Below are 13926 nucleotides of genomic sequence, written 5' to 3'. Positions count from 1 at the left end.
AGCACACTGTGGCCAAAGTGATCGTCGCGTTCAGCCGCGACCACACGAAGATCGGCAAGACCATCGACGTCGACGACGACGCGGCGGCCGTCATGGTCAACGAGGGCCGCGCCCGCTACGCCGAGGACGAACCCGGCGACAAGGCCACGGCCCGCAAGAGCCCCACCAAGACCACCACGTCGACGTGATCGACGCCGAGGCGCTCGTGGTGGCCTGGCTCACCGCGCGCCTCGGCGGAGTCCGCGTGGTGGCCGAGCTGCCCGCCCGGTTCGAGCAGGCCCTACCCGTCGTCCAGGTCACCTGCCTGCCCGGCCCGAAGCTCGCCCGTCCCTGGAACGACCCGGTTCCGCTGCTCTGGCGCCCGCGCGTCGACCTCGACACCTACGCCGCAACCCGGGCCGCCGCGACCGACCTCGCGTCCATTGTGTCCGCGCACCTGCACGCGCTGATCGGACAGGGCAATGAGTGGGGCCACGTCACCGACGTCGCCGAACCCGCCGGCCCCTCATGGCGCCCGGACTACAACCCCTCGGTCCGCCGCAGCGGACTGACCGCCGAACTCACCATCCGGGCTGCGTAGCCCGACCACGTCCTGATCCGCACCCCCGCTCGCTCACCCGGGGCTCCGCACCTCAAGGGAGAAACACCCCGTGGCACAGAACTCTGCCCTGGCGCGCCTGGGCGTGACCGGGGCGCTCTACGTCGGCCCCCTGGGCACGACCGCCCCGAGCGCGACGGCGATGGAGGCGTGGAACGCCGCCATGCGCGATCTCGGCTACATCTCCGACGACGGGATCGTCGAAGGCCGCGACGAGGACAAGGAGGAGTTCACTCCTTGGCAGTCCGCGACGCCGATCCGGTCGGAGATCACCAAGTCCACCCAGACCTATCAGGCCACGTTGTGGGAGTCGAAGTTCGACACCATCAGCCTGTACTACCGCGTCGGGCTGGAGGGCATGACCCAGACCGGCACCGGCAAGGACGCCGTGGTGTCCTTTGTGGAGGAAGGGAAGCCTGCCCGGGATCTGCGATGCTTCGGCATCGATGTCATCGACGGCATCTACCACCGCCGGATCTTCCTGCCCATGGCCGAAGTGTCCGAACGCGGCGAGGTCACCTACAAGTCTGACACGCTGATCGGGTACGACGTGACGATTACCGCCTACCCGGGCTCGGACGGTTACTCCGCCCTGCGGGTCTACAAGGAAGGCTGGGAACTGCCGGCCGCCAGCGGCTCGTAAGCCGCCCTCGATCGGGGGGCCGATGTGGACAAGTGGTGAGCGGTCCACATCGGCCCCCTTCTTCCTGCGCTCACCCACGCTCACCGAACGGAGAACACCGCCTTGTCCACCATCGACATGGACGCAATCCTCGCCCAGCGCGAGGAAGCCACCGGCAGTGCCGACCACTTCACCTTCACCTTCAAGGCCCAGGAGTGGTCCTGCACCGACCCGATCACCGCCGAAGACGACTGGAAAGACGGTCTGCTCGACATGCAGACCGACGTCGAGGTCGCCGAGTACTACCTCGGCGAAGACCAGTACGTCAAGTTCGTGGAGGCCGGTGGCCGCGCCGGGTACGTCATCCTCGCCATCAACCAGTACATGCAGAAAATGAAGCAGGACAACGACGAAGGCCGCCCTACACGGCGCTCGACCTCCTCGGTGAAGCGCCGGAAGCGATAGAAGCCGCCCTCTGTGCGACCTACGCCCCACGCAACCCGATCGCCGAATTTTGGCGCGGGGACATCAGCCTGCGGCACCTGCGCGTGCTCATCGAGCACCTACCGCCGACCTCGGCGTTTCACCGCACGGTGCACGGGCACGCCTGGACCGACGTCGAATACCTGCTGGCCATTGTGGCCGACCGGCTCGCGGAGAACACGATGGTCACCGGACGCGGCGCCGGGATGAAGGGCCTGCGCCGCCCGCGCCCGCTCTCGCGCCCCGGCGAGCAGGACAAGGACCGCATCGGCGACCGCGGCGACGCCGACGCCGCCGACGTGATCGCCTACCTCGACCAGTACAAGCCCCACCCCGCCGTCGCGTAACTCACCTGCCCGCGCGGCCTCGTTCCACGGGAGCCGGGGTGAGTAGTCGTGGTGAACTCCGGCGAGGTCGTCTGGATCGACACCCTGCCCTCGGCGCGCGGCTGGGGCGCGGAACTGGCCAAGCAGGCCGCCGGAGCCGGAACCCGCGCCGGAGCGCAGATCAGCCGGGAACTGGAGCGTTCGGCCGGAGACGCCGGCCGCCGCGCCGGTACCGCGCTGGGCACCGGGATCGAGGCTGCGAAGGAGAACGTCAAGAAGGTCGCGGGCGAGCTGGAGACCGCCCGCAACCGTGAGGCCGACGCGGCGGGCAAGGTCCGCGTCGCCGAAGCGCGCCTCCAGGAGGTCCGCGCTGCGGGCAATTCCAAGGCCAGCGCGCTGGCCGCCGCCGAAGAACGGCTCGCGACCGCTCAGCGGAGCTTGACCACGGCGCAGGAACGCACCGCCTCGACCTCCGACCGGTTCGAGCAGGCCCAGCGCAACGCCGCCGAGGCCACCGACACGGTCACGGTCTCGGTGGACAAGGCCGAAAGGCGCTCGGCTGGGTTCGGCTCCTCGCTGGCTGACACCGCCCGCCAGGCCGGAAGCTTCGCGTTCGGCCTGACCGCGATCGGCAACGCGGCGTCGATCGCCATGGACACGCTGGAGAACGCGCGGCTGGGTGACAAGCTCGCCGCCCAGCTCGGCGCGCCTGCCGACATGGCCGCCGACCTCGGCCGGGTCGCCGGCACCCTGTACGCGCAGGCATACGGCGACTCCCTCGACCAGATCAACGAAGCCATCCGTGGCGTCATCCAATCCGGACTGGTCATGGAGGACGCCTCCAACGACCAGCTCGCTGGCATTACCGCCAAGGTCCTGAACCTGGCCACCGCGTTCGATGTGGACCTCGGCGGTACCACCGAAGCCATCGGGCAGCTGATGAAGACCGGCCTCGCTCGTGACGCGAACGAGGCGCTCGACGTGCTCACGCGCGGATTTCAGCAGGGCGCCGACCGGTCCCACGACCTGCTCGACACGATGACCGAATATTCGGTGCAGTTCCAGAAGTTCGGCCTGGACGCCTCGATGGCCACCGGGCTCCTGGTGCAGGGAATGCAGGCAGGAGCACGGAATTCCGACCTGGTCGCCGACGCGATCAAGGAGTTCAGCATCCGGGCGGTCGACGGAAGCAAGCTGACCGCACAGGGATTCCAGGCCATCGGCCTCAACGCGGCCGACATGGCCGCCACGATCGCACGTGGCGGACCACAAGCCACACAGGCGCTGGACCTGGTGCTCGACAAGCTGCGCGCGATGCCCGACCCGGTCGCCCGGTCACAGGCCGCGGTCGCCCTGTTCGGCACGCAAGCCGAAGACCTGGGGCAGGCGTTATTCGCGCTGGACCCGAGCAAGGCCGTGGCCGCGCTCGGCGACGTCGGCGGCGCAGCCGACCGCATGGGCGCCACACTCAACGACTCGGCCGGGCAAAGGCTGGTCGCGTTTCAGCGAACCCTCGAAACCGGGCTGGTCAACTTCTTCGGCGGCGTGCTGCTGCCCGCGCTGGGCGACGCCGTGCAGTGGGTACGCGAAAACGCCGACTGGCTCGCGCCAATGGCCGTCACCATCGGCGCATTCGCCACCGGATACGCCGCCGTGTCGGGGGCGATCAAGCTCTACGAGCTGGCCACCAAGGGCGCGGCGGCGGCGCAGTGGCTGCTCAACGCGGCCATGGACGCCAACCCAGTCGGGCTGATCGTCGGCGCGATCGCGGCCGTGGTCGCGGCGTTCGTGTACTTCTGGAACACCAGCGCGGGTTTCCGCGATTTCTGGATCGGCCTGTGGGGCGTGATCCAGAATGCCGCGCAGTGGGCCTGGGTCAACATCCTCCAGCCTGCGTTCGCGGGAATCGTTGCGGCGCTGCGGTTTGTCGGCCAGATCGCTTCATGGCTGTGGTCAAACGTCCTCTCGCCGGTGTTCTCGTTCATCGGCCAGGCGGCGGGAATTCTCGCCGCGATCGTCGCGACTGTCCTTATCGGACCGATGGTGGTCGGGTTCCGCCTGGTCGCGTCGATCGCGTCGTGGCTGTGGACGAACGCGATCCAGCCCGCGTTCTCGGCGATCGGGTCGTTCCTCGGCTGGATCTGGTCCACGCTGCTCAAGCCGTACTTCGACGGCTGGGCGCTGGCCCTTCGCCTCGTCGGCGACGCCGCGATCTGGCTCTACGACCACGGGATCAAGCCGGTCTTCGACGCCATCGGCAGCGCCCTGTCAGCTGCCTACAACAACGTCGTGAAGCCGGTGCTCGGCTGGTTCGGCGATCGACTCGCCGACGTGCGCGACGGGTTCGAAAAGCTGCGCGACGTCACGAAGAACGTGTTCGAGACGATCGCCGACTTCCTGAAGAAGCCGATTCAGCTCGTGATCGACATCATCTGGAACAACGGCCTGCGCAAGGTCTACAACACCGCCGCCAGCCTGATCCCCGGCGTCGACGAGCTGCCCGAACTCAAGCTCGCGCGCGGCGGGGTCCTGCCCGGCTACGCACCCGGGCGTGACAGCGTCCGGGCGCTGCTCTCGCCCGGCGAAGCGGTGCTCGTGCCCGAGCTGGTGCGCGCCATCGGCCCGTCCGCGATCCTGGCGGCCAACTCCGCCGCCATGGCCGGACGTCCCGCCGCCGCTGCCAGCGGCGGACTGGTCGCGCGGTTCGCGACGGGCGGCATCGTCGGCGCGGCGCCGGCCTCGGCCGCCGTGGCGACCACGGCAACGGCGGCCGATCCGGCCGCGTCCACCGGGGCCACCGACGCGCTGAACGCGGCATCGGCGGCCCTGGCCGACACGGTCACCACCGTCCTGCTGCCTGCGCTGGAGCTGCTGGAGCTGCACACCGGCACCCTGCTGCCCGCCGCCGACCTGGCCCTGACCACGAGCCTGCTGAGCGTTCAGGGCGCGGCCGTCGCCGTGTGGCTGTCGGTATCGGCTGCCGTGGCGGCCGGGGTAGCGATGATCGTCGCGCGGCAAGCCCAGCTCCAGTCCACGATGGCCGGTTCCTGGTCGCTGCTGGCGGCCGTGGTCCAGGCGTCGGTGACCGCGCAGAACAGTTCTCTGTCCGGCCTGGTGGCCGGGCTGGCGGCAGTGCGTGCGGCGGTGAGCCTGACTGCCGGGTGGGTGCAGGGCCGGTTCGCCGAGATGCCCGGCTACGCCGGGAATCCGGTGCGCTGGATTCTGCAGTGGCCGCTCAACGGGCTCGTCGCGGCGTGGAACAAGCTGAACGCCGACTTCGGGCTGAACCATCCGATCGGGCCGGTCCCGATCGGGTTCGCCACCGGCGGCCCGGTCTCCGGCCCGGGCACCGCCACGTCGGACTCGATCCTCGCGCGGCTCTCGCGTGGGGAGTTCGTGGTCCGGGCGGCCATCGCGAAGCGGATCGTGCCGTTCCTGGACGCCCTCAACGGCGGCCAGGCCGAGGCGCTGCGCGCGGCCGGGTACGCCCGGGGCGGGCTGGTCGCCGACACCGGCAGCCAGGCCGACGCCGCCCTCGCTCGCGGCCTGACGTTCGCCCGCGCCCAGGCTGGCAAACCGTACGTGTGGGGTGCCTCCGGCCCGGCGGGGTACGACTGCTCCGGGCTGATCTCGGCAGTGACGAACGTGCTGCGCGGGGATTCCCCGTACCGGCGCCTCGGCGTCGCGGCAAGCCAGCCGTGGCCGGGCTTCGCACCGGGACTCGGCTCGGCGTTCGCCACCGGCTACAACTCCCACCACACGGCCGGGACGCTGGCCGGGGTCAACCTGGAGGCCCAGACCTTCAACGTGCCGGTCAAGGTCGGTCCGGGCGCGTCCGGCGCGGACTCCCCGCAGTTCACGTCGCACGCGTTCCTGCCGGTCGTGGGCGGGTCCTTTGTGTCCGGCGGAGCCGGCGGACTGGACCCGGCCGCGCTGGTGAGCCCGTACTTCGCCGAGGCGCTGCGCCAGGCCGAGGACGCCGTCCGGCTCTTCCCGGGCAACGTCGCGGCCCTCGACGGCGCCGGGGTCGCGCGCACCGCGATCGAGGGTGCCCGCGACTACGGCGTGACGCAGCTGGGGCAGCTGTTCGCCAGCACCGCTACCGCCAGCGGTTCGCCCGAAGTCGTGGCGGCCGTGCGCGCGGTCGCCGGACGCTACGGCTGGGGCTCCGGCCCGCAATGGGATGCGCTGTCGTGGCTGATCAGCCACGAGTCCGGCTGGAACCCGGCCGCGGCGAACCCGACCAGCTCGGCGCGCGGGCTGTTCCAGCAGATGGAGAGCATCTACGGTCCGGTTTCGGCTTTCCCGGCAGGGCAGGCGGAATGGGGCCTGTCCTACATCGCCAGCCGCTACCACGACCCGCTCGGCGCGAAGAGCTTCTGGCAGGCCCATCACTGGTACGACCAGGGCGGATGGCTCCAGCCCGGGTTCACCCCGGTCTACAACGGCACCGGTAAGCCCGAGCTCGTCCTGCCGCACGACACCGCGCAAGACGTCCTCGGCTCCCTGCGCGGGAGCGACGAGCCTGTCCGACTCGTCGGCGAGCTGTCCATCAGCGACGACGGGCTGAGGGCCTTTGTGGATGGCCGGATCGAGACCAGCGAGCACGCCACCGGTACCGCCATCGCGCGCGGCGTCCGCATCTAGAAGGCGGTGGTGACATGTCGTGGGCCAGCGAAACCTACGGCCGCACCCCGTACGCCGCCGGAGTCGGCCCGGAGGCCGCGACCCTGCCGGGACAGCAGGAGCTGCCTCCGCCGATCCCCGGCGGCACCACGAAGTGGACGTACGCGGGAAACCCGTCGCTGGCGTACGCGTCACGGCCGTGGGCGGGGAGCATTTTCCCGCTGCCGTACCCCGGCGGCGGGATCTCGCTCCTGCCCGTGCCCGAGGCCGGCGTCATGCGGGTCACCGCCTGGTGGCCCAACGCCGCCGTCGTCCAGCTGATCCGCCAGCACCCGGACGGGACACTGTGGCCGGTGCGCGGCGGCAACCCGCTGTGGGTGCCGAGCCCGACCCGGTACAACTTCGCCACCAACCCCGGCCTCGAGGCCGGGCTCAACGGCTACGTCCCCGGCGACGGCAACCCCGTCCTCGGCCGCGTCACCAGCACGGCGGCCCCGCGCGGCGGGGCATACCTGACGGCCACCATCGCGGCGGCTGGGCCGGTCGGGCTGACCGTGCCCACCACGGTCCCCGGCGCCGCACTGGTCACGATCGGGCTGGACCTGCGGTTCTCCGCGCGGCCCACGTCGGTGACGGTCCAGATCACCTGGACCGACGCCGGAGGCGTTCCCTTGACCACCGCGAGCGCAGCGCTCACCGCCGACCAGGTCAACGCCTCGGTCGCGCAGTTCTCCCGGCAGGTCGTCACACTCGTGCCTCCGCCGGGCGCGGTGACCCCGACAATGAAAGTCATCGCCGCCGGGATGCCGGCGGCCGGGGTGATGGCCCTCGACGGGGTCACCGTCGAGACTCAGCCGACGTCCGGCGGTTACTTCGACGGCAGCGACTACGGCGGGACCTGGGTCGGTACTCCCGGGCTCTCGGAATCCACGCTGGCGCCGCTGCTGATCATTGACGACGGCGAATGCCCGCTCGACGTGCCCGTGCGGTACCAGGTGGTCAACCCGGCCCCGATGGGCGGGGCCATGACCAGCCAGTCCGCGACCCTGCTGAGCCTGGGCCGGACCTGGCTGACCCACCCCGCCTGCGCAACCCGCCCGGTCACCGTCCAGGTGGGCGCGGTCCCGACTCGCACCCGGGAAGCCAACCGCGGCATCTTCTACCCGGTCGGCGCGTCCTACCCGATCATCGTGTCCTCGGCGCAGCGCCGGGCCGCGACCGGCGACCTGTCCATCGGCGCGCTGTCCTTCGCCGAACGAGACGCGCTGCTGGCAATGTTCGCCGACCTGCAGCCGGTCTACCTGCGCACTCCGGCCGAGTTCGGCTATGGCACTGGCCTGTGGCTGGCCCTCGGCGACCTCACCGAAGACCCGGGCAACCGGCGCGCCTACCAGCAGACCCGCATCCTCAGCGCCCCGTTCCACGAGGTGCAGCCACCCAGCGAACTGACCGCGTGATCGGGGGCGCCGATGTGGCCACTGTCCACCGGGGCTCGGATCGCGCTCGCGCAGTCGCACTCGATGCAGGCACGAGCCACTGTGTACAGCCCCACCTACGGCGTGCTGGAACTGCCGATCTCCGGCGGTTCCGTCGATGTCGACGCCACCAGCAAGACCCGCCGCAGCGCGACCCTGGCCGCCGACCCACGCTGGTGGCCCCGCTCGCCGGCCGACCTGCTGGCCCCCTACGGCTCGACCTGCCAAATCGACTACGGCATCGTGCTGACATCGGGCAACACCGAGTGGGTGCCGCTGATGTACGGCAGCCTCGACGAGGCGTCGCGCACCCGGCCGGTCTCCAGCTCCGGCGACCTGACGGTGAAGGTGGTCGACCCGGCCGCCCGGGTCGCCGAAGACCGGCTCGACGTCCCCGCCCAGACCATCGCCAACGCCACCGCCGTCGGAGAAATCGCGCGCCTGGTCCGCGAAACGCTCGGCGTACAGGTCGAGGCAGCCGACCAGACCGGGTCCGGGCTCGTCGCGTCGGTCATCGTCATCGAACGCGAGCGCTGGGACGCGGTCGAAAAGCTGGCCGACTTCCTGGGCGCGGAAGCGTTCTTCGACCAGGCAGGCCGCCTCGTCGTCCGGCCACAGCCGACGCTGAACCAGGCGCCAGTGTGGACGGTACGCACCGGCAACGGCGGGAACCTGCTGACCGCGAAAGACAAGCTGTCCCGCGAGCTGGTCTACAACCGCGTCGTCGCCAGCGGACAGCGCACCGACGGCGTCCCGGCCGTGTACGCCACAGCCACCGACACCACCAGCTTCGCCTTCTACGGCGGACCGTTCGGCAAGAAGCCCCGCTTCTACACCAGCGAGCTGCTGACCACCGTCGCGCAGTGCCAGACCACAGCGGACGCGCTTCTCGCGCGGGTGCGCGGAACCGCCGCGCAGATCGAGATCGAAACCCTGGTCAACCCGGCCCTCGACACCGGCGACGTCATCACCGCCCAGGACACCCGGGCCGGAGAGACCCACCACCTCATCGACCGCCTGTCCATCCCGCTCACGCCGGATGGCACCCAGTCCATCACGACCCGATCCGAGGACCTGCCGGCCGAAACCTGACCCGGGGAAGGGGAGTGCAATGCGGATCGCCGACGCCGTCGCCCGCGTGGTCGAGCAGGCGCTGACCGCCCGCCGCAAGACCGGCACCGTCACCGGCGTGTCCGGAAACCAGGTCATCGTGACCGTCCAAGGTGGCTCGCTCACCCTGCCGCGCCTGGCCAGCTACACCCCGACCACCGGCGACATCGTCCACATCGACGCCACCGTGCCCGGGGCATGGCTGGTGCTCGGAAAATCCGCCTGACAGAAGGAGAAAGCATGGCACCGACCCTCGCCGAAAGCGCCGAACTGGCCAGCTTCCCACCGTTCATGCGCCGAGTGCAGGCCGCCGTGTCCACTGCGGCGAAGGATGTCGGGTCCGAAGCCCAGGACCCGAACAACCCCTCCCGGACCCAGCTGCGGCGTGCGCTGGCGACCAACGTGTTCGCCGACCCGGTCAACTACGGCTCTCGCTTCGCCTGGGCCGTGGCCACCAACCCGGTGATCACCATGGACTCGACCGACGGGGACATCCAGTACACCGTGAACTCCGTCTGGGACACCATCGCCGGAGCCCCGCCGCTCCCGTCGTAGACCGCGCAGGCCGCGCCCGCCGACACGGGAGGGGGCGGCTCGTGGTGCAGCTGGCCGCCGACGGGGCACCACCGGTCGGTCCGTCCTGGCTGGCCGTCACGCTCGCGGTGTTCGCCGCCCTGGTCACTGCCGTCACCGCGGTCATGCCGGCGGCGGTGGAGAAGATCAAGCAACGCGCCAGCTCCACGACGGCCAGCACCGCCGCACCGTCGCCGGGACACCAGACGGACAAGGCGCTGGACATGATCGAAGAGTCCATGCGCGACCTGCGCCGCCAGCGCGACGAGGCCGAACGCGAAACAACCCGCCTGCACGAGCTGCTGGCCGCCCGCGAGACCGAGCTGAGACGGCGGGGGTGGCGCGGGGAATGAACATCAGCGAGCCCGACCCGGCACCGGGCATGGACGAGCTCCGGCGCGGCGTCCACGAAGCAGTCGAAGAAGCTCCCCGGCAGGCACGCCAGGCCGCGCGCGACGAAGTCCGCCGGGCCTGGAAGTGGGCCGTGTTCGCCAGTGTCGCGGTGTCCCTGCTCGTCGGGCTCGCCACTGGCGTCGGGGTGCTCAACCTCTACGGGCGCGCCGCCACCACCGACGCGGCCGTGGCCGCGCTGCGGCAGCAGGCCGAGCAGTCCAAGGCCCAGGGCGAGCAGGCCAACGCCGAACTCGTCCAGCGTGGACAGGCACCCATCCCGATCCCGCAGCCGGGCACCGGATCCGACACGGAAGTCCTGGTGGCCGCCGCAACCGCCCGAGTGCTGGCCAACCTGCCCGCCGGACGGGCACCGACTGCCGCCGAGCTGGGCGCGGCCCTCGCGCAGTACCTCGCCGCCAACCCTGTCATTCCGCCGACACCTACGCAGCAGCAGCTCGCCGCCGCGCTCGCTGCATACCTGGCCGTCAACCCCGTGCCCGCTGGACCGCCGGGTGTCTCTGGTGCTCCCGGACCCCCCGGGCAAGACGGCCAGCCCGGCGAGACCGGCCCACCCGGACCCGGCGGTCCACAAGGGCCCCCGCCTACGCAAGACCAGATCGAAGCCGCTTTCGCCGCTTACCTCGTCGAGCACCCCGACGCGCTGTGCCCGCGCGGCGGTCAGCTGACGCAACTGCGTCTCCAGCTGGCCGACGGCGGGACCGCCGACACCTGGCTGTGCGCCGTCGCCACGGCTCCGCCGCCGACCACTCCACCCACAACGGTGCCGCCTCCGTCGAGCGATCCCGAGGTCCCGCCCGCGCCGACCGGATAGCACTAGGAACCCGAGGTGATCCGATGGCCCTGGTCATCGATCTCTACAAGAAGTACAACCCCGTCGCGAACTGGGCGGCTCTGCGCGGCGCTGTAGACGCCGCGTACATCAAGTACACCGACGGCACCGGCCCTGCCCAGATTCCCGCGGACGACTACGTCGCCGGATGCCGCGCCACCGGCATCCCATACGGCGGGTACCACTTCGCCCAGCCCGGCGACCCGGCCGCGCAGGCCCGCGCGTTCCTCGGCCAGTACCGGCGCCTCGGCGGCCAGCTCGCGCCCGCGCTCGACCTGGAGACCGCCGGCATCCCGTACGCCGCGCGGCCCGCGTTCGCGAGGACCTTCCTGGAGACCGTCCGCCAGGAGTACCCGCTCGTCGTCCTGTACGCCTCGGCGTCGTGGCTGGCCAGCCTCCGGCCGGACACCTGGCCTTACGACTGGGACCGCACGTGGTGTGCCGCCTACGGCCCCAACGACGGCGCCCGGCATGCGATCACCAGCTACAGCGGTCGCGTCGACCTGCACCAGTACACCAGCCGAGGCCGCGTCCCCGGGGTGTCCGGGTCCGTCGACCTCGACCACACCGACAACCTCTCTGCCCTGCTCCTGACCGGCGCAGGCAGCGGAGACGAGCCTGAGGAGGACGCCATGCCCGCGATTCCGCACGACTACCAGGGGACCGGCCGCGACGCCAGCGGCAAGCTCCTCGAACGCTGCCACGTGTTCACCGTGCCGGTCGGCTCGGTCAGCACGGTCGTCGAACGCGCCTGGCTGTCCTTCAAATGCGCGATCGGGCCGGCCGAGTCCGTCCGGCTCATGGCCATCTCCAGCGGAGCGAAGGCCGGGTACCCGATCGACAAGACCTGGACGAACGTCGCCGCCGACGCGTCCCGCTCATACATCGAGGCGCCCAGCGGCGTCGACCAGTTCACCGCCTTTGTGAAGAGCGAGTTCCCGTACGGCCTGTGCGTGGAGACCAAGGCGAAGAAGAGCTGATGTCGACCAGCACCGGGCGCCCGCGTCCGATCCTCGAGGCGATCCGTACCGGCTCGTGGCGCACGCTGGCGGGCACGCTCATCACCGCCGCCGTGTCCTTCGGCGTCCTCAACGCCCAGCAGGCCACTGTGGCCGGCAACCTGGTCGCCGCGCTCGCCACAGTGCTGACCGCGACCACATCCGTGCTATCGCAGCTGCACGTGTTGGCCAACGCCGAGCCGCTGGTGACGCCCGTAAGCGACCCGCGCAACGACAACGGAGATCGGCTGACATCCAGCGACGGCGTGTACCCAATCGACGGCTCGCCCGGGGAAATCTAGCCTCGGCGCGTGACCGTGTAGCGAACACCTAGTCCCCGGCTCCGTCTTCGGCGGAGCCGGGGCTCTTCGTCGTCGAGGGGCAGAGTTCCGCTACAGCGCACCTTTTACCGCGTCTTTGGCCACCCCCAGCTCGTTGAGCAGCCCAAGTAAACCTTTGAGCGCTTCGTGCATCTGACCGACGACGTTGTAGAAGGCCGTCACCTCTTGCGAGCCCATGCCGGTGGTCGCGACCCCGACCATGGCTGTCATCTCGTCGAACAGGATCTCGAACTCCGTGAGCCGGTCGTCGCCCTCTAGGCAGACCTTGTTGGCGTACGTGTCGAGCGTCGACTTGATCTCTTCGGGTGTCACGACGATCCGGTAACGACCTGCCTCGCCACCGCGTATCCGGCCCACCACAGGGCAAACCACCGGGTTGACCCTCGTCGGGATCGTTCGCGGTTCTCCAGGTTGATGACTTCGACTGCCAGTTCGACCTCGCTCTTTCCATGCTTGTAGAAAGCTGGTCCACGGACTACGAAATGGTCCGCTGGGTCGCCTATCAGGATTTCGTCACCGTAAGACGGCACAGCTGGCAAGCGAAGCTTCGTCAGGTACTTCCCAAGGTCTCCATTCTTCTCGGCCTCATAGAGCCTTACGTTCAGCATGCCCGAAGCCTGCTCTCGTCGAAATTGACGACGACCGGACAGTGGTCCGTACACTGGCCCACTTCGGTTGGGTCAACGACCCGATAAGTGGTAACCGCGTCGGCAGGCAAGTCGTGCGTGACGTAGACGCGATCGATCCGGCGAGGCTCATTGGTGTCGGTTTCGTGGTGCCCGGTGGTTGCCTGCCACTTCGCGTCGAGGAGCCGGGCGCAGTCCTGGAACCGACCGTGGCGCTCAAGACGAATTGCTGCGTCACGATCGACGTTGCCGTCCCGGTCGTAGTGGTAAGAATGGGATTGGTCCCACTCCTTCCCCGCGTACGGGTCCGGGTCGTAGTCCGCATCGGCGCCGATGCCTTGCCAGTCGCCGCCGACGATGCCCGGGATGCCGTCGCTGCGGTTGAAGGCTCGCATGACGAGCCCGGCGTCCTTCCAACCGCCGGACATCCCGGGATCACAATGGCTGAAGTGTGCCGAGCCGACACGTACTTTCCTTCCGCCCACGGTGAAAACGGCGGCGATCAAGCCGTGTGAGTTGCCGTAGATGTGGCTGTCGTACCGCATCAACGTGTTCGGGACGACGTCGATACCCGGGCGCCACAGCAGACCCGTGTGATGTCGGGTGGGACTGATCGCCACGGCCGGGACAAAGCTCGTGTCGCACACCATCCCAAGAGCGGTGGCGAGGCTGAGTAGCGCACGAGATGCCTCGTTGCGCCTCGTTGCGGGACCTTCGATGTTCTTGTCTCGGCCGGATGAAACTAGCTCCTGCACTGCAAGGAAGTCCGGGTTCTGCTTGCGCAGCAACATGGTGAGCTGTCCGTACCGGGCAGCTTCCCGCGGTTCCTTGCCGTCAAAATTGAGGAGGTTGGCGGTGACGAAAGTGAAGATGGTGACGTCTCCCTGCTGTGATTCCCTGTTCCT

At 69.8% G+C, this 13926-nt stretch carries 17 protein-coding genes; 14 read left to right on the top strand and 3 right to left on the bottom strand.

Features of this window, described 5'->3' with window-relative positions:
• Nucleotides 1-8: 8 nt before the first annotated feature.
• The 14 genes from ACZ7OH_RS12630 to ACZ7OH_RS12565 all read left to right on the top strand — a co-directional run bounded on the left by ACZ7OH_RS12630 (nt 9) and on the right by ACZ7OH_RS12565 (nt 12356).
• Nucleotides 9-188 (top strand): hypothetical protein, encoded by a 180-nt coding sequence (locus ACZ7OH_RS12630; protein WP_470280927.1) that lies wholly within the window; start codon nt 9-11, stop codon nt 186-188.
• Nucleotides 185-580, top strand: a complete 396-nt coding sequence (locus tag ACZ7OH_RS12625; RefSeq protein WP_470280926.1) for a phage tail termination protein — start codon at nt 185-187, stop codon at nt 578-580. Before ACZ7OH_RS12630 ends, ACZ7OH_RS12625 begins: the two co-directional genes overlap by 4 nt.
• A gap of 70 nt (nt 581-650) precedes the next feature.
• Nucleotides 651-1241 carry a phage tail tube protein gene (locus ACZ7OH_RS12620; RefSeq protein WP_470280925.1) on the top strand — a complete coding sequence of 197 codons (591 nt, stop codon included), beginning with the start codon at nt 651-653 and terminating at the stop codon, nt 1239-1241.
• 102 nt (nt 1242-1343) lie between these two features.
• Nucleotides 1344-1685 (top strand): hypothetical protein, encoded by a 342-nt coding sequence (locus tag ACZ7OH_RS12615; protein ID WP_470280924.1) that lies wholly within the window; start codon nt 1344-1346, stop codon nt 1683-1685.
• Between the two features lie 83 nt (nt 1686-1768).
• Complete coding sequence (locus ACZ7OH_RS12610; protein ID WP_470280923.1) at nt 1769-2050, top strand: hypothetical protein; 282 nt, start codon at nt 1769-1771, stop codon at nt 2048-2050.
• A gap of 48 nt (nt 2051-2098) precedes the next feature.
• Nucleotides 2099-6676 carry an aggregation-promoting factor C-terminal-like domain-containing protein gene (locus ACZ7OH_RS12605; RefSeq protein ID WP_470280922.1) on the top strand — a complete coding sequence of 1526 codons (4578 nt, stop codon included), beginning with the start codon at nt 2099-2101 and terminating at the stop codon, nt 6674-6676.
• Nucleotides 6677-6690: 14 nt separating this feature from the next.
• The gene (locus ACZ7OH_RS12600; protein ID WP_470280921.1) at nt 6691-8112 is read left to right on the top strand and encodes a hypothetical protein; all 1422 of its coding nucleotides are present in this window, start codon (nt 6691-6693) and stop codon (nt 8110-8112) included.
• A gap of 12 nt (nt 8113-8124) precedes the next feature.
• The gene (locus tag ACZ7OH_RS12595) at nt 8125-9222 is read left to right on the top strand and encodes a DUF5047 domain-containing protein (RefSeq protein WP_470280920.1); all 1098 of its coding nucleotides are present in this window, start codon (nt 8125-8127) and stop codon (nt 9220-9222) included.
• Nucleotides 9223-9241: 19 nt separating this feature from the next.
• Complete coding sequence (locus ACZ7OH_RS12590) at nt 9242-9466, top strand: hypothetical protein (RefSeq protein ID WP_470280919.1); 225 nt, start codon at nt 9242-9244, stop codon at nt 9464-9466.
• A gap of 14 nt (nt 9467-9480) precedes the next feature.
• Complete coding sequence (locus ACZ7OH_RS12585; RefSeq protein ID WP_470280918.1) at nt 9481-9795, top strand: hypothetical protein; 315 nt, start codon at nt 9481-9483, stop codon at nt 9793-9795.
• Nucleotides 9796-9836: 41 nt separating this feature from the next.
• Entirely contained in the window at nt 9837-10166 is a 330-nt protein-coding gene (locus tag ACZ7OH_RS12580; RefSeq protein WP_470280917.1) for a hypothetical protein, read from the top strand.
• Nucleotides 10163-11038, top strand: coding sequence for a hypothetical protein (locus ACZ7OH_RS12575; RefSeq protein ID WP_470280916.1), 876 nt, complete (start codon nt 10163-10165; stop codon nt 11036-11038). Before ACZ7OH_RS12580 ends, ACZ7OH_RS12575 begins: the two co-directional genes overlap by 4 nt.
• A 23-nt stretch (nt 11039-11061) precedes the next feature.
• On the top strand, nt 11062-12036 hold the full coding sequence (locus ACZ7OH_RS12570; protein ID WP_470280915.1) for a glycoside hydrolase family 25 protein: 975 nt from the start codon (nt 11062-11064) through the stop codon (nt 12034-12036).
• The gene (locus tag ACZ7OH_RS12565) at nt 12036-12356 is read left to right on the top strand and encodes a hypothetical protein (RefSeq protein ID WP_470280914.1); all 321 of its coding nucleotides are present in this window, start codon (nt 12036-12038) and stop codon (nt 12354-12356) included. The genes ACZ7OH_RS12570 and ACZ7OH_RS12565 overlap by 1 nt, the downstream gene beginning before the upstream one ends.
• A 90-nt stretch (nt 12357-12446) precedes the next feature.
• Here the strand turns inward: ACZ7OH_RS12565 and ACZ7OH_RS12560 are convergent, their stop codons facing one another.
• From ACZ7OH_RS12560 to ACZ7OH_RS12550, 3 genes are read right to left on the bottom strand one after another with little or no spacing between them, the layout of a single operon-like run.
• Complete coding sequence (locus ACZ7OH_RS12560) at nt 12447-12707, bottom strand: hypothetical protein (RefSeq protein ID WP_470280913.1); 261 nt, start codon at nt 12705-12707, stop codon at nt 12447-12449.
• Nucleotides 12704-13003 (bottom strand): hypothetical protein, encoded by a 300-nt coding sequence (locus tag ACZ7OH_RS12555; protein WP_470280912.1) that lies wholly within the window; start codon nt 13001-13003, stop codon nt 12704-12706. Before ACZ7OH_RS12555 ends, ACZ7OH_RS12560 begins: the two co-directional genes overlap by 4 nt.
• Entirely contained in the window at nt 12997-13812 is an 816-nt protein-coding gene (locus ACZ7OH_RS12550; RefSeq protein WP_470280911.1) for a hypothetical protein, read from the bottom strand. Before ACZ7OH_RS12550 ends, ACZ7OH_RS12555 begins: the two co-directional genes overlap by 7 nt.
• Nucleotides 13813-13926 lie beyond the last annotated feature (114 nt).

This window comes from Amycolatopsis sp. NPDC114478, assembly GCF_055633805.1.
Note: the sequence above shows the minus strand (reverse complement) of the source record. Positions and strands in the feature narration are given on the sequence as shown.

Excerpts from the sequence above, each read along its gene's own strand:
- ACZ7OH_RS12600 (WP_470280921.1), top strand. The coding sequence starts at position 6,691 with ATGTCGTGGGCCAGCGAAACCTACGGCCGCACCCCGTACGCCGCCGGA.
- ACZ7OH_RS12595 (WP_470280920.1), top strand. The coding sequence starts at position 8,125 with ATGTGGCCACTGTCCACCGGGGCTCGGATCGCGCTCGCGCAGTCGCAC.
- ACZ7OH_RS12590 (WP_470280919.1), top strand. The coding sequence starts at position 9,242 with ATGCGGATCGCCGACGCCGTCGCCCGCGTGGTCGAGCAGGCGCTGACC.
- ACZ7OH_RS12585 (WP_470280918.1), top strand. The coding sequence starts at position 9,481 with ATGGCACCGACCCTCGCCGAAAGCGCCGAACTGGCCAGCTTCCCACCG.
- ACZ7OH_RS12575 (WP_470280916.1), top strand. The coding sequence starts at position 10,163 with ATGAACATCAGCGAGCCCGACCCGGCACCGGGCATGGACGAGCTCCGG.
- ACZ7OH_RS12570 (WP_470280915.1), top strand. The coding sequence starts at position 11,062 with ATGGCCCTGGTCATCGATCTCTACAAGAAGTACAACCCCGTCGCGAAC.
- ACZ7OH_RS12565 (WP_470280914.1), top strand. The coding sequence starts at position 12,036 with ATGTCGACCAGCACCGGGCGCCCGCGTCCGATCCTCGAGGCGATCCGT.
- ACZ7OH_RS12555 (WP_470280912.1), bottom strand. The coding sequence starts at position 13,003 with ATGCTGAACGTAAGGCTCTATGAGGCCGAGAAGAATGGAGACCTTGGG.
- ACZ7OH_RS12550 (WP_470280911.1), bottom strand. The coding sequence starts at position 13,812 with ATGTTGCTGCGCAAGCAGAACCCGGACTTCCTTGCAGTGCAGGAGCTA.